At 73.5% G+C, this 16,490-nt stretch carries 13 protein-coding genes; 3 read left to right on the top strand and 10 right to left on the bottom strand.

Annotation, left to right across the window (positions count from 1 at the left end; genetic code table 11):
* Positions 1–123: 123 nt before the first annotated feature.
* Positions 124–723, top strand: coding sequence for a hypothetical protein (locus ABT360_RS02345; RefSeq protein WP_351809376.1), 600 nt, complete (start codon positions 124–126; stop codon positions 721–723).
* Positions 724–831: 108 nt separating this feature from the next.
* On the opposite strand, the gene purH is transcribed toward ABT360_RS02345, so the two are convergent.
* On the bottom strand, positions 832–2,385 hold the full coding sequence (purH, locus tag ABT360_RS02340) for a bifunctional phosphoribosylaminoimidazolecarboxamide formyltransferase/IMP cyclohydrolase (RefSeq protein WP_351809373.1): 1,554 nt from the start codon (positions 2,383–2,385) through the stop codon (positions 832–834).
* Complete coding sequence (gene purN, locus ABT360_RS02335) at positions 2,372–2,989, bottom strand: phosphoribosylglycinamide formyltransferase (protein WP_351809370.1); 618 nt, start codon at positions 2,987–2,989, stop codon at positions 2,372–2,374. Before purN ends, purH begins: the two co-directional genes overlap by 14 nt.
* Positions 2,990–3,241: 252 nt before the next feature.
* Here purN and ABT360_RS02330 point away from each other — a divergent pair, with 252 nt between their 5' ends.
* Complete coding sequence (locus ABT360_RS02330) at positions 3,242–4,036, top strand: hypothetical protein (RefSeq protein WP_351809367.1); 795 nt, start codon at positions 3,242–3,244, stop codon at positions 4,034–4,036.
* A 33-nt stretch (positions 4,037–4,069) separates the two neighbouring features.
* On the opposite strand, the gene ABT360_RS02325 is transcribed toward ABT360_RS02330, so the two are convergent.
* Complete coding sequence (locus ABT360_RS02325; protein WP_351809365.1) at positions 4,070–5,803, bottom strand: cell division protein PerM; 1,734 nt, start codon at positions 5,801–5,803, stop codon at positions 4,070–4,072.
* 116 nt (positions 5,804–5,919) lie between these two features.
* On the opposite strand from ABT360_RS02325, the gene ABT360_RS02320 reads away from it, so the two are divergent.
* The gene (locus ABT360_RS02320; RefSeq protein ID WP_351809362.1) at positions 5,920–7,098 is read left to right on the top strand and encodes a helix-turn-helix domain-containing protein; all 1,179 of its coding nucleotides are present in this window, start codon (positions 5,920–5,922) and stop codon (positions 7,096–7,098) included.
* Between the two features lie 201 nt (positions 7,099–7,299).
* On the opposite strand, the gene sucD is transcribed toward ABT360_RS02320, so the two are convergent.
* From sucD to ABT360_RS02285, 7 genes are all read right to left on the bottom strand, one after another.
* Positions 7,300–8,184, bottom strand: a complete 885-nt coding sequence (gene sucD / locus ABT360_RS02315) for a succinate--CoA ligase subunit alpha (RefSeq protein ID WP_351809359.1) — start codon at positions 8,182–8,184, stop codon at positions 7,300–7,302.
* A 20-nt stretch (positions 8,185–8,204) separates the two neighbouring features.
* Complete coding sequence (gene sucC, locus ABT360_RS02310) at positions 8,205–9,383, bottom strand: ADP-forming succinate--CoA ligase subunit beta (protein WP_344366249.1); 1,179 nt, start codon at positions 9,381–9,383, stop codon at positions 8,205–8,207.
* A 287-nt stretch (positions 9,384–9,670) separates the two neighbouring features.
* Positions 9,671–10,582 (bottom strand): hypothetical protein, encoded by a 912-nt coding sequence (locus ABT360_RS02305; protein WP_351809355.1) that lies wholly within the window; start codon positions 10,580–10,582, stop codon positions 9,671–9,673.
* Positions 10,583–10,677: 95 nt separating this feature from the next.
* On the bottom strand, positions 10,678–11,592 hold the full coding sequence (locus ABT360_RS02300; RefSeq protein WP_351809352.1) for a hypothetical protein: 915 nt from the start codon (positions 11,590–11,592) through the stop codon (positions 10,678–10,680).
* 93 nt (positions 11,593–11,685) lie between these two features.
* On the bottom strand, positions 11,686–12,843 hold the full coding sequence (locus ABT360_RS02295) for a VWA domain-containing protein (RefSeq protein ID WP_351809349.1): 1,158 nt from the start codon (positions 12,841–12,843) through the stop codon (positions 11,686–11,688).
* Positions 12,840–15,305 (bottom strand): DUF5682 family protein, encoded by a 2,466-nt coding sequence (locus tag ABT360_RS02290; protein ID WP_351809347.1) that lies wholly within the window; start codon positions 15,303–15,305, stop codon positions 12,840–12,842. The genes ABT360_RS02295 and ABT360_RS02290 overlap by 4 nt, the downstream gene beginning before the upstream one ends.
* Complete coding sequence (locus tag ABT360_RS02285; RefSeq protein ID WP_444852165.1) at positions 15,302–16,435, bottom strand: ATP-binding protein; 1,134 nt, start codon at positions 16,433–16,435, stop codon at positions 15,302–15,304. Before ABT360_RS02285 ends, ABT360_RS02290 begins: the two co-directional genes overlap by 4 nt.
* Positions 16,436–16,490 lie beyond the last annotated feature (55 nt).

Raw genomic sequence — 16,490 nt, 5'->3', positions numbered from 1 at the left:
CATACGACGACGATGATCCGCGCAGTGCCGCGGGCAGTGCCGGGGGGCAAAACCGCTCAAAAGTATGTGAAGTTCCTCCGCGCGGGCCGCGCCGTCCCCGCACATCAACGGAGGAAACCCGCCATGAGCTTCGGCGACCCGAACAATCCCTACGGCCAGCCCCAGGGCCAGCCCCAGCAGCAGCCCGGCTACGGCTACCCCCAGCAGGGCCAGCCGCAGCAGCCGGGTTACGGCTACCCGGCCGCCCCGCCCCCGCCGGCGTACGGCGCCGGCTACCCGGGTGGCGCGCCGATGACGATGCCGGGCCTGATGCAGACGGCCCGCGTCCTGCTGTTCATCATCGCGGGTCTGCAGATCATCGGCGGCATCATCGCCGCCGTCGCCATCGCGGCGGCCCAGGACATGTCGGACTCGGTGGGCGCGGGTGAGGCGACCGACGGCCTGGCCGGCCTCGGTTACCTCGTCGTCCTCATCCTGCTCGCCTTCGCGGGGTGGGCGATCTTCCTCGGAGTCCGCTTCTCCAAGGGCGGCAACGGCATCCGGGTGACGACGATCGTCTACGCGGCGCTGTTCCTGCTGCTGAGCCTCGGAAACCTGGTGGGTGGGGAAGGTCAGGGGTCCGCGGTCGTGGGAGCCCTCATCGGCTTCGCCATCGGCGGCATCATCCTCGCCTCGATGGTCACCAGCAGTGCCGGCGCCTGGTTCAACCGTCCGCGCTACTGATACGCGCGGATCCCGCACGAAAAAGGCCGCGGCCCACCGCTCAACAGCGGTGGGCCGCGGCCTTTTGTGCCGTACGAATCCGGATCAGGATCGGGATTGGGATCGGGATCAGTGGAAGAAGTGGCGCGTGCCCGTGAAGTACATCGTCACGCCCGCCTTCTTCGCGGCCTCCACCACCAGCTCGTCACGGACCGAACCGCCCGGCTGCACCACGGCCTTGACGCCCGCCGCGGTGAGGATCTCCAGGCCGTCGGGGAACGGGAAGAACGCGTCGGACGCGGCGTACGCGCCCCGGGCGCGCTCCTCGCCCGCCCGCTCCACCGCGAGCTTGGCGCTGTCGACACGGTTGACCTGGCCCATGCCGACGCCGACGCTCGCGCCGTCCTTGGCGAGCAGGATCGCGTTGGACTTGACCGCGCGGCAGGCCTTCCAGGCGAAGGCCAGCTCGGCCAGCTCGGCCGCGGAGAGGGCCTCGCCGGTGGCGAGGGTCCAGTTGGCCGGGTCGTCGCCGTCCGCCTGGAGGCGGTCGGTGACCTGGAGCAGCGCGCCGCCGTCGATGGGCTTGACCTCGACGGTGCCCGCGGGGGCACCGGGGGCTCGCAGTACCCGGATGTTCTTCTTGCGGGCGAGGACCTCGACCGCGCCGTCCTCGTAGTCGGGGGCGACGATGACCTCGGTGAAGATGTCGGCGACCTGCTCGGCCATCGCCACGGACACCGGGCGGTTGACGGCGATCACGCCGCCGAAGGCCGACAGCGGGTCGCAGGCGTGGGCCTTGCGGTGCGCCTCGGCGATGTCGGCGCCGATCGCGATGCCGCACGGATTGGCGTGCTTGATGATGGCGACGCACGGCTCGTCGTGGTCGTACGCGGCCCGGCGCGCGGCGTCGGTGTCCGTGTAGTTGTTGTACGACATCTCCTTGCCGTGCAGCTGCTCCGCCTCGGCGAGGCCGCCCGTGCCGTCGACGTACAGCGCGGCGCCCTGGTGCGGGTTCTCGCCGTAGCGGAGGACGTTGTCGCGGGCGTACGTGGCGCCCAGGAAGTCCGGGAAGCCGCTCTCGTCGGCGGCGGCGTACTCGTCGGCGAACCAGGAGGCCACGGCGACGTCGTACGCGGCCGTGTGCTGGAACGCCTCGGCGGCCAGGCGCTTGCGGGCGCTCAGGTCGAAACCGCCCGCCTTGACGGCGTCGAGGACGTCGCCGTACCGGGCCGGGGAGGTGACGACCGCGACGGAGGGGTGGTTCTTGGCGGCGGCACGGACCATGGAGGGGCCGCCGATGTCGATCTGCTCGACGCACTCGTCGGGCGTCGCGCCGGAGGCGACCGTCTCGCGGAACGGGTACAGGTTCACGACGACCAGCTCGAACGGCTCCACGCCCAGCTCGGCGAGCTGCTCGCGGTGCGCGTCCAGCCGCAGGTCGGCGAGGATTCCGGCGTGCACGCGCGGGTGCAGCGTCTTGACGCGGCCGTCCAGGCACTCGGGGAAGCCGGTGAGCTCCTCGACCTTGGTGACCGGGACACCGGCCGCGGCGATCTTCGCGGCGGTGGAGCCGGTGGAGACCAGCTCGACGCCGTTCTCGTGCAGCCCGCGGGCGAGCTCCTCCAGCCCCGTCTTGTCGTAGACACTGATCAACGCGCGACGGATGGGCTTATTCACCGACATGAACCTTTCGTCCCTCAATGCGGTAGCCGTGCCGGGCCAGACGCCCCACGACCTCGACGAGCAGCGAGCGCTCGACTTCCTTGATGCGCTCATGGAGAGCGGCTTCGTCGTCCTCGTCCCGGACCTCGACCACGCCCTGGGCGATGATCGGTCCGGTGTCGACGCCGTCGTCGACGAAGTGGACGGTGCATCCGGTGACCTTCACGCCGTGCGCGAGCGCGTCCCGCACTCCGTGGGCACCGGGAAAACTGGGCAGCAGGGCCGGGTGCGTATTGACGATCCGGCCGCCGAAACGGGCCAGGAACTCCTTGCCGAGGATCTTCATGAACCCGGCCGAGACGACGAGATCCGGCTCGTACGCGGCGGTCGCCTCGGTCAGCGCGTGGTCCCACGCGTCACGCGTGGCGTGGTCCTTGACCTTGCACACGAAGGTGGGCAGCCCGGCGCGCTCGGCCCGTTCCAGGCCGGCGATGCCGTCGCGGTCGGCGCCGACCGCGACGATCTCGGCCCCGAAACCTTGCGGGTCGTCGGCGATGGCGTCGAGCAGAGCTTGCAGGTTCGTGCCCGATCCGGAGACCAGGGCGACGAGGCGGGCGGCGGCCACGGGGAAACCCTTTTCGCGTTGCTTTGTGTGGTCCTACAAATGAATCGGGCCCCTCGATACGGGGAACTCTACGAGAGAGCCGACCGTCAGCAACGATACCGGCACACCCAGCCGCCCCCACGGGACGGGGGCGGGGCCGGGGGGTAGCGTCTGAGGCAGGGCCGTCCCCGAACGGGACGGACACGACGACACGAGACCCCCGCCGCGCGCTGTCGCGCCGGGCCCGGGGTCTGAGGGGAAGACGTTCACCACATGCCGGACCGACGCCGCCGCACGGCCATCCACCTCCTGCCGCGGGAACGCCAGTCCACGGAGCCCAGGGACGAGAACAATCCGTTCGCCCCGCCGCCGGAGGGCAGGCCGGACCAGCCCTGGCAGCCGCGCCGACCTTCGAGCGGTGACGGCGACGGCGACGGCACCCCGGAGGGCTCCCCCGAGGAACCGCAGCGGGACCGCCCGGCCTGGGGGAGCCAGTGGAGCCCGCGGCAGCCGGGGCGCTCCTCCGGCGGATTCGGCAACCGCCCGAGCGGCGACCAGCAGGGCGGCGGCCAGGGCCGGGGCGGGTCCGAGTCGCCCACCCCGCGCTGGGACCCCACCGACCCCGCGCAGCGCCGCGCCCGCTACGCACTGCTGTCGGGCATGTGGGCGTTCTTCTTCGCGATCTTCGACTTCCCGGAGATTGGTCTGCTGCTGGGCGCCCTGGCCCTTTACTGGGGCATCAGCTCGCTGCGCGCCAAGCCCCGCGCCGGCGCCGGCCGGCCCGCCGTGACCGACGCCCCGGGCGGGGCCGCGGGCGGCGCCCCGGCTGCTGCTCCGGCCCCGGTCGGCCCGCCGCCCGGCTCGGGACGTCCGCAGACGACCGCCGCGGTGAGCGGGCTGGTCACGGCGGCGCTGGCGCTGATGATCGTGGCGGCGACGTTCACGGTCCAGCTCGTCTACCGCGACTACTACGCGTGCGTGGACGACGCCCTGACGAAGACGGGCCAGCTGTCCTGCAACCAGATGCTCCCGGAGCCCCTGCGCGACGTCTTCGGCGTCCAGGAGTAACGAGGAGCACCGGGCAACGGGCAACGAGGGCGGTCAGGGCTGCTCGGACTTCGAGGCCTCGGGGGCCTCGGGGGCCTCGGGGGCCTCGGGGGCCCCAGGAGTGTCCGAGGTTCCCGTGGCGTCGTCCGCCGGCGGAGGCTCCGGGTACACAGGGGGCCCCAGGTACGCCGGGGGCTCCGGGTGCGGCAGGGGCGACGCGGGGGCTTCCGCAGCCGCGGGGAACGTGGCCACGAGGCCGCCCGAGGCCTCCTTGAGGGCCGTCCAGCGGGCTTCGCGCGCCGCCGGGTCCTCCCACGACGCGGGGAGGAAGTCGTACGGCTCGAAGGCCGGGTCGCCCGGGTCGTCCTCGGGGGCGGACCGCCCGGGCGTACGCACCGGGGCAGGGGCGGCCGCGTCCGGCGACGGTACGGGCACACGGGCCGGGACCGGGGCCGGGACCGGCACCGCTGCCGGCCCGGTTTCACCCCGCCGCCGCCACGCCCGCAGTGCCGTCGCCAGGGGCACGCCGAGGCCCGCCGTCCACACCACGGCCGCCCCGCCCGCCTGCCACCACACCGGGCCGAACGCCTCCAGGCGCCCCGTGCCCAGGGGCCCGCCCGCGGCCGCCGCCAGCACCGCGACCGCCGCCCCGACGCAGAAGGCCGCCAGCAGAGCAGCCGAAGCCGCGTCCCGCAGGCCCCCATGCCGTACGCCCGCGTCCCCCCGCACACCCGCGTCCCCGACACCCGCGTCCCGCGCCCCCTCACCATGCCCGCCCTCGCCCCGCATCCGCCACCCGCAGAACCACCCGACCGCCGCGCCCGCCGCCACGGGCACCACCGCGGCCGTCCAGTTCACCCAGGACCCGCGCCCGTCCGTCGGCACCGCGGCCAGCAGCGGAAAGGGCGGCAGCGCGGCGGCCCCCGTCACCCCGAGCGGCGTCACCGCGGTCCCCGTACCGAGCAGGAATCCGGGCCCCAGCCCGTACACCGCGCCCCACACCGCCGCGTTCGGGACGAGGGCGACGGTCAGCAGCAGGAGCGCCGTCCGCCCCGACCAGGCGCCCGACAGACCCAGCAGGGACTCGCGCGCCGCGCCCGCGTGCCACACCAGCGACACCGCGACGAGCACCGTTCCCCCACCGACCAGCACGCCCAGCCCCGCACCCGCGGCGCGGACGGCGGTGGCCGTGCGGGAGCGGGCGAGCCCGACCCGGACCCGCTCCGGCACCCACGCCGGCAGCGGCCCCGTCGGTCGCCCGTGCGCCGTCCACACCCCGGCGGCCGCGGCGAGCGCGACGAGCGGTGGCAGACGGAGCGCCGCGCCGAGGGGTTCGGCGGGCAGCGGCCCGCCCGCCGCGTATCCGACGGCCCCGGCCGCGACCAGCAGGTAGCCGCCCGTCAGGGCGGCCACCGCGCCGCCCGCCGACGGCTTGGGCCGCGCCTCTCCGGGCTCGGCGGCGTCGCGCGCGGTCCGGTACACCAGCCACACCGGCAGTCCCACGAGCAGCAGCGGGACGACACCGACGGGCGCGGCCGCGCCGGAGAGCGTGGTGGGGCGGACCAGTTCGGCGCCGTGGGCGAGGAGCCAGACACCCGCGGAGACATGCAGGGCGCCGCCGGGGCCGCTGTCCGGGTACGGGGAGCTGATCCACATCACCATCACCAGGACGGTGACGGAGCCGAGCCCCAGCCCGGCGGCGAGCGCGCCGCGCACACAGGACCCGGCCAGCGCGGCGGTCCGGCCGCCCTGCACGAGGGCCAGCGGGTGGTCGGTCGCTTCGGTCACGGCGCCATGCTGCCAACGACACGCGCTTGATCCACGTAACGGCAGATTGGCCGGTGTGGCGCGCAATATACGGTTATGTACTTTTTCGTCGAGTGCAGCCCTGCCGGGGGCCGGCCATGACCCAGACCACGACCACGACCGACGCCGCTCCTTCCACGCCCCCGCTGCCTTCCCCCAAGGAACGGCGCCGGCTGCGTGAGGCGATGTCCATGACGGAGGAACAGCTCGCCCAGCTGGTCGGCGTGACGCGCGCGACGGTGCGCTCCTGGGAGACGGGGCGCACAAGCCCGCGCGGGCGCAAACGGGAGGTGTACGCAAGGCTCCTGGGCACCGCGCGGCGGGACGCACCGGGAGAGCCCACACGCCGCTCGGGAGCCGAGAGCGCGGCCCGCGCCGATGACGCCTCGGACACCCGGGCGGCGGACACTCCGGGGACGGCGCCGGGGCCAGGGGCTGGGACGGGGACAGGAACAGGGACAGGGCCGGAGGCCGCGCCCCTCGCACCCGCCGACGCGTTCGACGCGCTGTACGCGTACGCCGCCCCCGCCCTCGTACAGCAGGCCTACCTGCTCACCGGGCGGCGCCTGCTGTCCCGCGAGGCCGTCGAGTACGCCTTCCACCTGGCCTGGGAACGCTGGCCCGAGGTCGCGGTCGACCGTGACCCGGCCGGGTGGGTGCGGGCGGTGACGCACGAGTACGCGCTGTCGCCCTGGCACCGGCTGCGGCGTTCCCACCGGCACCCCGACGCCCCGACCACCGACCAGGCCGCACAGGCGCTGCGCGGCGCGCTGCTGGACCTGCCTCCGGCGTACCGCCGCACACTGCTGCTCTACGACGGGCTGGGCCTGGACCTGCCGGAGACGGCCGCCGAGACCGAGGCGAGCACCCCCGCCGCGGGCAACCGCGTCCTGCACGCCCGCGAGCTGCTCGCCGAGCGGATCCCGGAGCTCGCCGATCCGGAGGTTCTGCACAAGCGGCTGACGTCACTGCTCGCCAAGGGTCCCGCCATGGTGCTGGCCGCGCCGCGGACCGCGCGCACCGGCAGCGAACGCCGGATCAGGTTCTGGACCAGGGCGGCCATCGCGCTGACCGCGCTCGTCATCGGCGCGACCGCGTTCACGCTGGCCACCGCGCCGACCGGGTACCAGCCGCCCCTGGCTCCGGGCGAGGCGGTCGACGGGGTCCCGGTCCTCAGCGGCCCACAGCGGCTCACTCCCCAGGACGCGGCGCTGCGCGACAGGCTCCGCGGCGAACCGGTCACCGGCCCCGCCCGCCTGGTGCCGGACACGCACTGACCCGCGCGGCGAGACGGCGATGGGCCCGCTCCCGGATGTTCGTCCGGGAGCGGGCCCATCGTCTGTGCGGCAGATCAGCCGGCTGATTGCTCAGGCAGCCGGTGCCCAGGCACCGGTGCTCAGGCAACCGGTTGCTCGGACGGCCGGTTGTTCGGACGGCCGGTTGCTCGGGCAGCCGGTTTGTTCAAGCAGTCGGTGCGCTCAGCCCGCGAGGATCGCGCGCGCCAGCTTGGCCGTCTCGGTCGGCGTCTTGCCGACCTTGACGCCCGCGGCCTCGAGGGCCTCCTTCTTCGCCTGCGCGGTGCCGGACGAACCGGACACGATCGCACCGGCGTGGCCCATCGTCTTGCCCTCGGGGGCGGTGAAGCCCGCGACGTAGCCGACGACCGGCTTGGTGACGTTGGCCTTGATGAAGTCGGCCGCCCGCTCCTCCGCGTCGCCACCGATCTCACCGATCATCACGATCAGCTCGGTCTCGGGGTCGGCCTCGAAGGCCGCGAGGCAGTCGATGTGGGTGGTGCCGATGACCGGGTCGCCACCGATGCCGACGGCCGACGAGAAGCCGATGTCACGCAGCTCGTACATCATCTGGTAGGTCAGCGTGCCCGACTTGGACACCAGGCCGATCTTGCCGGGCTTGGTGATGTCGCCCGGGATGATGCCGGCGTTGGACTGACCCGGCGTGATCAGGCCGGGGCAGTTCGGGCCGATGATCCGGGTCTTGTTGCCCTTCTCCACCGCGTACGCGTAGAACGCGGCGGAGTCGTGGACCGCGATGCCCTCGGTGATGACGACGGCCAGCGGGATCTCGGCGTCGATGGCCTCGACGACGGCGGCCTTGGCGAAGGCCGGCGGCACGAAGAGGACGGAGACGTCGGCGCCGGTCTCCTTCATCGCCTCGGCGACCGTGCCGAAGACGGGGACGGACGTGCCGTCGAAGTCGACGGACGTGCCGGCCTTGCGCGGGTTGACGCCACCGACGATGTTGGTGCCGTCACCCAGCATGAGCTTGGTGTGCTTCATGCCCGTGGCACCGGTCATGCCCTGGACGATGACCTTGCTTTCCTTGGTCAGGAAGATAGCCATGGTGTTTCCGACCTCGTCCCTTACTTCGCAGCCGCGAGCTCGGCGGCCTTGTCGGCCGCGCCGTCCATGGTGTCCACACGCTGCACGAGCGGGTGGTTGGCGTCCGACAGGATCTTGCGACCCAGCTCCGCGTTGTTGCCGTCGAGGCGCACGACCAGCGGCTTGGTGACTTCCTCGCCCTTGTCGGCGAGCAGCTGCAGCGCCTGGACGATGCCGTTGGCGACCTCGTCACAGGCGGTGATGCCACCGAAGACGTTGACGAAGACGGACTTGACGTCCGGGTCGCCGAGGATGATCTCCAGGCCGTTCGCCATCACCTGGGCGGACGCGCCGCCACCGATGTCGAGGAAGTTGGCGGGCTTCACGCCGCCGTGCGCCTCACCGGCGTACGCGACGACGTCCAGGGTCGACATGACCAGGCCGGCGCCGTTGCCGATGATGCCGACCTCGCCGTCGAGCTTGACGTAGTTGAGGTTCTTGGCCTTGGCGGCAGCCTCGAGCGGGTCGGCTGCGGCCTTGTCCTCGAGGGCCTCGTGCTCCGGCTGGCGGAAGTCGGCGTTGGCGTCCAGCGACACCTTGCCGTCCAGCGCGATGACACGGCCGTCGGCGACCTTGGCCAGCGGGTTGACCTCGACGAGGAGGGCGTCCTCGGCGACGAAGGTCTTCCACAGGGTCACCAGGATCTCGGCGATCTGGTCCTTGACCTCGGCCGGGAACTTGGCGGCCTCGACGATCTCGCGGGCCTTGGCCTCGGTGACACCCTCGTTGGCGTCGACCGGGATCTTCGCCAGGGCCTCGGGCTTGGTGGCCGCGACTTCCTCGATGTCCATGCCGCCCTCGACGGACGCCATGGCGAGGAAGGTGCGGTTGGTGCGGTCGAGGAGGTACGAGACGTAGTACTCCTCGGCGATCTCGGGCGCCGTCTCGGCGATCATCACCTTGTGGACCGTGTGGCCCTTGATGTCCATACCGAGGATGTCCGTCGCGCGGGCGACGGCCTCGTCCGGAGTGGCGGCCAGCTTGACGCCACCGGCCTTGCCGCGGCCGCCGACCTTCACCTGCGCCTTGACGACCGAACGGCCGCCCAGTCGCTCGGTCGCCTCGCGCGCCGCCTCAGGCGTGTCGATGACTTCACCGGCCAGCACCGGTACACCGTGCTTGGCGAAGAGGTCCCTCGCCTGGTACTCGAACAGGTCCACGCGCGTCCGTCCCTTTTCTGGTGATCGCGGTTCCGTTGTCTGCGTGGGCGTGCCGCGGAGGGCAACGTGACTGCGCTGTCACAAGGGAGGCGTACACGGTGTCCGTGGACGCGGCATGTCCGTCTCGCAGATTATCCCCGTGAGACCGGGCCACCTAAATCGCAGGTCACACCGGAGCGGTGATACCTGTCACAAGCACGGACCTCAAACGGGCGGCCCCACCGACTGTGAGACCGCCCGTTGCTACGGATTTCGTACCGGATCAGACGCGTCGGATCCGGTACGGATCAGATGCCGTAGGGGAGGTAGTCCGGGGTGACGGCGCCGGCCGTGCCCTGGAGGCCGGAGACGGCGTTGCCGACGAGCGGCTGGACGTCGGAGGTGACGCCCGCCGCCAGGCCGGTCGCGAAGGGCTGGACGTCGCCGGTCACGTCGTACGCGAACGGCGCCACCTCACCGGTCACGCCGTACGCCAGGCCGGTCGCGCTGCCGCTCACGCCCTGGGCCACCGGCTGGACCTGGTCGGCCACTGCCTGGACGAGCGGCTGCACCGAGCCCGTGACACCGTCCGCGAACGGGTCGACCTGGCCTGCCACGCCACCGGCGAGCGGCTGGACCTGGGAGACGACGCCCTCGGCGAACGGGTACGCGTCGGAGACCAGGTCCTCGGCGAGGACACCCGCGTCACCGGCCGCCTGGCCGGCGACCGGCACGGCGGAGTGGACGGCGCGGTATGCGATGGGCGGCAGCGCGTCCTGGGCGGCGGCGTCCGCGACGGGGGTGACGGTGGCGGCCGGGTCGCTCTGCACCTCGTGGGCGAAGGCGGAGAGGGGGCCGAAGAGGTAGTCGATCTCGCCCTCGGCCTCGCTCTGGACCTCGGTGCCCACACCCTGGACCTGCGCGGTCGCGTACTGGGCGTCGGTGGTCACGTCCTGGGCCTGCGCGGTCGCGTACCGGGCGTCGGTGGTGACGTCCTGGGTGACCTGCTGCCGGGTGTCCTGGACCTGCGCGGTGGCGACGGCGGTGGTGTCGTCGGCGACCGTGTCGACAGCCGTGTCGGCCGCGTCGACCACCTTGTCCGGGGTGGAGAGCGGCACGGAGACGGAGACCTCGGCCGCACTGGCGGCGGCGGTGCCGATGGCCCACATACCGGTGGCGGTGGCGGCGACGGCTATGGAACGGCGGATGTTCTTGTGCATGGGTGCGTCGGATCCTTCGAATTCGGTTCTGGAGACGGCGGGCAGACCTGTCCCGCCCCCGCGCGGCAGGTCGATTGAGCGGGGGAAGGCCTGCCCTAGCCGGGGAATTCGAGGATGTTGCGGGGTCGGTCCTGGGTGGGTGCCTCGGTCGCGGGCAGCGCGGCGCCCCGGACCGGACCGGTGTGTGCTTCCGCCGAGGACGCCACGGCGTGCTGGTCGCCGCCGCGGGACGTGCCGCCGTCACCGGCGGCGGACTGGCGCACGGCCCCGCCGCACGGGCCGGGCGCCAGGGGCTGCGGCGGCGCGGCGGCGTGCGTGTGCGCGGGGCGGCGTTCGCCTTCGGCCGCACGGGTGTCCGGGCCGGTGCCCCTCGCGTCGGCGGCCGCGCCGTGCGAGGTCGCGGCCCGTGTCCCGGGCTGGGCGGCGGTGGCCTGGTCACCGGTGAGGTCCCGGTCGGCGGCCTCGGCGCCGGTGGCCCCGCCCGGTGCGGCGCCCTCGGCCGACTCCTGGGCCGTCCACTGGTCCGGGGCGGTGCCGGCCGGCGGTACGAGCGGTACGCCGGGGTGGGCCTCGGGCAGCGGTGCCGGAGGAGCGCTGGGCAGGGCCGGGGCCGAGGGCGGTGTCACCGGGGCCTCGGGCAGCGCGCCGGTGACCTCGCGCACGGCGCCCGTGACGGGCTCGGTCACGGTCCGGGCCACCGGCTCGGCGGCCTCCGCGACCTCGTGCACGGCGTCCGTGACACGGCCGCCCACGGCGGCCGCGTCGGCATCGGCGCCGGGCGCGTCGGGGAGCCGCTCGACGGCAGCCGACCGCTCCGCATGCTCCGCGGGCGTCATCGACCGCTGGTCCGCCATCGACCGCTGGTCCGCCGCGTGCGCCGGACCCCCGAAGAGGAAGCCCAGGGCCAGCAGGCCTCCGAGGAACAGCACGACCGCCAGCGCACGCCCCGCCACCGCCCCGCGCACGAGGCGCGGCGCGGCAACAGGCACGGCAGCTGCTGCGGCGGTCATGGTGTCCGAATCCTCCCCCTGCGCGGAACATCGCCTTCCGCGTACGTCGCGCTGATGCTCGCACGAGCAGCCCGGGTTGACGCAAGTCCCGTGTTACTGATGGGTCACCATGTCCGGTATGGGAAGCGGCCGCTTCTCGATCGCCGCCGCCATCACCTCCGGGAAAAGGTCCGGGGTGCAGGCGAACGCCGGTGCGCCCAACGCCGCGAGCGCCGCCGCGTGTTCCCTGTCGTACGCCGGCGCCCCCTCGTCGGAGAGCGCGAGCAGTGCCACGAACTGCACGCCCGACGCCTTCATCGCCGCCACCCGCTTCAGCATCTCGTCACGAATGCCGCCCTCGTAGAGGTCGCTGATCAGGACGACGACGGTGTCGGCCGGGCGCGTGATCTGCGATTGGCAGTACGCCAGCGCCCGGTTGATGTCCGTGCCGCCGCCGAGCTGGGTGCCGAACAGGACGTCCACGGGGTCGTCGAGCTGGTCGGTGAGGTCGACCACGGCCGTGTCGAACACGACGAGCCGGGTCGCGATGGACCGCATGGAGGCCAGCACGGCTCCGAACACCGAGGCGTACACGACGGACGCCGCCATCGAACCGGACTGGTCGATGCAGAGCACCACGTCCTTCTTCACGGACTGGGCCGCCCGCCCGTACCCGATGAGCCGCTCGGGCACGATCGTGCGGTACTCGGGGAGGTAGTTCTTGAGGTTCGCCCGGATCGTGCGGTCCCAGTCGATGTCCCGGTGGCGGGGCCTGCTGATGCGGGCGCTGCGGTCGAGCGCGCCGGTGAGCGTGGCGCGGGTACGGGTGGCGAGCCGCTTCTCCAGGTCGTCCACGACCTTGCGTACGACGGCCCGTGCCGTCTCCTTCGTCGTCTCGGGCATCGCCTTGTTGAGCGAGAGGAGGGTGCCGACGAGGTGGACGTCGGCCTCGACGGCCTCCAGCATCTCGGGCTCCAGCAGCAGTGCCGACAGGCCGAGCCGGTCGATCGCGTCCCGCTGCATCACCTGGACGACCGAGCTGGGGAAGTAGGTGCGGATGTCGCCGAGCCAGCGGGCGACGGACGGCGCCGAAGCCCCGAGCCCCGCCGAACGGTCCCGTCCACCACGCCCCTGGCCGCTCTTCTCCCCGTACAGCGCGGCCAGGGTGCCGTCCATGGCCGCGTCGGTCCCGGCGAGCTCGCACCCCGTCCCGTCGGCCGCTCCCCCGCCCAGCACCAGCCGCCAGCGCCGCAGCCGCTCGTCGTCACTCACTTCCCCGCCCCCAGCAGTTCGTCGTCGTCCATGCCTGCCGTGTCCAGCAGCATGCGCAGCAGCGGCAGCACCGCGTCCGCCCGTGCCTCGTCCAGCCCCGGCGCGAAGCCGGGCGGCCCCGCGTCCGCCCGGGCCGGGCCCCCGCCCGCCGGGCCGCGCCGCACGAGCTCGCCCAGGGTGCGCCGGACGCCCGGTTCGTACGCGGAGAACGTGCGCCGCAGCAGCGGCAGTACATCGGTGAACGCCTCCGCGGGGACCCCGGTGAGCCAGGCGTCGAGGAGCCCGAGCAGCCGCTCGTCGTGCACGAGCAGCATGCCGCCGCCGGGGTTGGCCGAGCCCCCGCCGACGAACCCCTCGACCCAGGCGGCCGCCTCGGCGGGCGGCGTGCCGGGCGAGAGGGCGAGCCCCATCAGCCGCGCCGCCTCGTCCTCCGCGAGCCGCCCGTCGTCCAGCAGCAGCCGGGCGGCCCGTCCGCGGATGACGCCGGGCACACTGTCCCGCCCGGCGAGCTTCGCGAGGACCCCGGCCCAGCGCCCGGCGACGTCCTCCGCGCCGTCCCGCGTCCCGTACCGGTTCTCGTCCTTGGGGCCCCTCGTGCCGTCCCGGTTCTCGTCCTCGGCGCCCCTCGTGCCGTCCCGGTTCTCGTCCTTCGCGTCGGGCAGGAGCCGGATCGCGGTGTGGACGGCGTCCAGGTGGCCGCGCATCTCGGCCGCGCCGTCCGCGTCAAGACCCGTGCACGCGGGTGGCAGGCCGACGCAGATCCGCATCGCCAGTCCGGTGGCGACCTCGCCCAGTGCGGCCGTGTCCGTGGACCGTACGTCGCCGTACCGCAAGGAGCGGGCCAGCGCCGGCAGGGCCTGGGCGAGGTGCCCGACGTCCGCGTCGAGCGCGGCCCGGTCGGCGAGGGCCTTCATCACCACGGGCAGCGCGTCGGACAGTCCGGCCAGCAGGCACCGTTCGGCCAGGGCGGTGACCTCGGCGAGCACGGTCGCCGAGGTGGCGTCCGACTCGGCCTTCGCGGTGGCGGCGGCGAGCACGGTGGTGCCCCAGACGCCGGCTTCGGCGACCCGGACGTGCAGCTCGGGCTCCCAGCGCAGCCGCCAGCTCTCCCGGAACGTGCCGGTGCTGCCGCGCCCGGCGGCCGGTTCGCCCCAGCCGACGCCGAGGAGCCGCAGCCGGTGCAGCAACCGGCTGCGCGCGGCGTCGGTCTCCTTGCGCAGGTCCAGGTCGAGTTCGCGTTCCAGTGCCTCGGGCTTGAGGCGCAGGGTCCGCTGGAGTCCGGTGAGGTCGCGTTGCAGCGGCACGGCGGGCGCGCTGTCGGGAACCTCACCGAGCGCGTCGCCGATGATCAGACGGTCCCGGATGAGTCCGAGCGGCACGTCGGAGCCGTCGCACATCACCGCCCGCACGGCGTCGATCGTCTCGGTCAGCCCCGCGAGGGGACGCCCGCGCATCGCGGCGAGCGTCCCGGCGAGCCGTACGGCCTCGATGACGTGGGCGGAGGAGACCATCCGGTCCTCGTCGCGCAGCAGTCCGGCGACCTTGGTCATCCAGCGCTCGACCGGCCGGTCGGGGGCGCTGAACAGATGCCCGTACCAGCCGGGCGAGTCGATACCGGCGCCGTAACCGCTGTGCCGGGCGAGACGGCGGTGCGTCCAGGGCACCCAGGTGATCTCCGTCTTGACCTTGGGAAGCCCCTTGAGCAGGGCCCGGTCGGCGGTGACGGTGGTCTTTTCGGCGAGGGCGGGCACGTGCCAGGCGCCGCAGACGACGGCCACGCCGTCCCCGTGGGTCTTGCGGGTGGCGCGGATCTGGAGCCGCATGTAGGCCTCACGGATGAGGTCGCGGTCGTGTCCGCCGTGTCCGTAGGCCTCGCGCAGGGCGGCCATGGCGCCGGCGAGTTCGGTGAAGACCGCGATCGGGTCGTGGTCGCCGGGACCCGGTGGCCCGTTGGGTGCGGATCCGGTGCCGCGGTGCTCGATCACGTCCTCCCACCAGCGCTCCGGGTCGTCGTACCCGGCGGTCTCGGCGAGCACGGCGATGGGGTCGACGCGCAGTCCGTGCCGCTGATCGCCCGGTTCGCCGCCGTCCACCTCCTCCCCCTCGCCGTCCGTCCAGGTGGGGTCCTTCGCCATGGCGAGCGTGTGGGTGGCGGGCAGGTCGATGAAGCGGACGGCGGCCCCGTGGTCGAGCGCCCAGCGGATGGCGACCCATTCGGGGGAGAACTCGGCCATCGGCCAGAAGGACGCGCGCCCGGGGTCGTCCACCGCGTGCGCGAGCAGCGCGACCGGCGGGCTCATCCGCTCGTCGGCGGCGAGCGGCAGGAGGGTGTCCCCTTCGGGCGGGCCCTCGATCAGCACGGCCGGCGGCTTCGCGGCGTCGAGCGCGGCCCGGACCGCGCGGGCCGATCCCGGGCCGTGGTGACGGACGCCGAGGAGCAGCGGCCCGGTGGTCCCCGTCATGCCGACACCTCCCGGCACGCGCGGTAGAAGTCCTTCCAGCCGTCCCGTTCGCGCACGACCGTCTCCAGGTACTCCTGCCAGATCACACGGTCGGCCGCCGGGTCGCGGACGACGGCGCCGAGGATGCCGGCCGCCACGTCGCCGGGGCGCAGCACGCCGTCACCGAAGTGGGCGGCGAGGGCGAGGCCGTTGGTGACGACCGAGATCGCCTCGGCCGTGGACAGCGTCCCGGACGGGGACTTGAGCTTGGTGCGGCCGTCCGTCGTCACGCCGTCGCGCAGTTCACGGAAGACGGTGACGACCCGGCGGATCTCGTCGATGCCCTCGGGTGCCGCCGGCAGGTCGAGGGAACGCCCTATCTGGTCGACGCGCCGGGAGACGATGTCGACCTCCGCGTCCGGGGTCGCGGGCAGCGGGAGCACGACCGTGTTGAAGCGGCGGCGCAGCGCGCTGGACAGGTCGTTGACGCCGCGGTCGCGGTCGTTGGCGGTGGCGATGAGGTTGAACCCGCGGACCGCCTGGACCTCTTCGCCGAGCTCGGGGACCGGCAGTGTCTTCTCGGACAGGATCGTGATCAGGCTGTCCTGCACGTCGGCCGGGATGCGGGTGAGCTCCTCGACGCGGGCGGTCATGCCGTCGGACATGGCGCGCATGACGGGGCTGGGTACGAGGGCGTCCCGGCTGGGTCCGTGGGCAAGCAGCTGCGCGTAGTTCCACCCGTACCGGATGGCCTCCTCGGGGGTGCCGGCCGTGCCCTGCACCAGGAGGGTCGAGTCACCGCTGACGGCGGCGGCGAGGTGTTCGGAGACCCAGGTCTTGGCGGTGCCGGGGACGCCGAGCAGGAGCAGGGCGCGGTCGGTGGCGAGGGTGGTGACGGCGACTTCGACGATCCGGCGCGGTCCCACGTACTTCGGTGTGATCACGGTGCCGTCGGGCAGCGTGCCACCGAGCAGATAGGTGGCGACGGCCCACGGCGACAGCCGCCAGCGGACCGGGCGGGGCCGGTCGTCGGCCGCGGCGAGCGCCTTCAGTTCGTGCGCGAACGCGTCCTCGGCGTGCGGGCGCAGAGCCTCGCCGTGGGATGTCTCGGTGGTTTCTTCGGTGGCTTCGGTGGTTGCGGGCACGGTGATGGATCCCCCTCCAGATCACGTTCGACCGGGTGTGGGATCCACCGTGCACCATGCC

The sequence above is a fragment of the Streptomyces sp. NPDC000229 genome (assembly GCF_040300825.1).
GTDB lineage: Bacteria > Actinomycetota > Actinomycetes > Streptomycetales > Streptomycetaceae > Streptomyces.
The sequence above is the reverse complement of the archived record's forward strand: the minus strand, read 5'-3'. Positions and strand labels throughout refer to the sequence as shown.

Coding starts and splice junctions, on each gene's coding strand:
- ABT360_RS02345 (WP_351809376.1), top strand. CDS start 124: ATGAGCTTCGGCGACCCGAACAATCCCTACGGCCAGCCCCAGGGCCAG.
- purH (WP_351809373.1), bottom strand. CDS start 2,385: ATGTCGGTGAATAAGCCCATCCGTCGCGCGTTGATCAGTGTCTACGAC.
- ABT360_RS02330 (WP_351809367.1), top strand. CDS start 3,242: ATGCCGGACCGACGCCGCCGCACGGCCATCCACCTCCTGCCGCGGGAA.
- ABT360_RS02320 (WP_351809362.1), top strand. CDS start 5,920: ATGACCCAGACCACGACCACGACCGACGCCGCTCCTTCCACGCCCCCG.
- sucD (WP_351809359.1), bottom strand. CDS start 8,184: ATGGCTATCTTCCTGACCAAGGAAAGCAAGGTCATCGTCCAGGGCATG.
- ABT360_RS02305 (WP_351809355.1), bottom strand. CDS start 10,582: ATGCACAAGAACATCCGCCGTTCCATAGCCGTCGCCGCCACCGCCACC.
- ABT360_RS02300 (WP_351809352.1), bottom strand. CDS start 11,592: ATGACCGCCGCAGCAGCTGCCGTGCCTGTTGCCGCGCCGCGCCTCGTG.
- ABT360_RS02290 (WP_351809347.1), bottom strand. CDS start 15,305: ATGACGGGGACCACCGGGCCGCTGCTCCTCGGCGTCCGTCACCACGGC.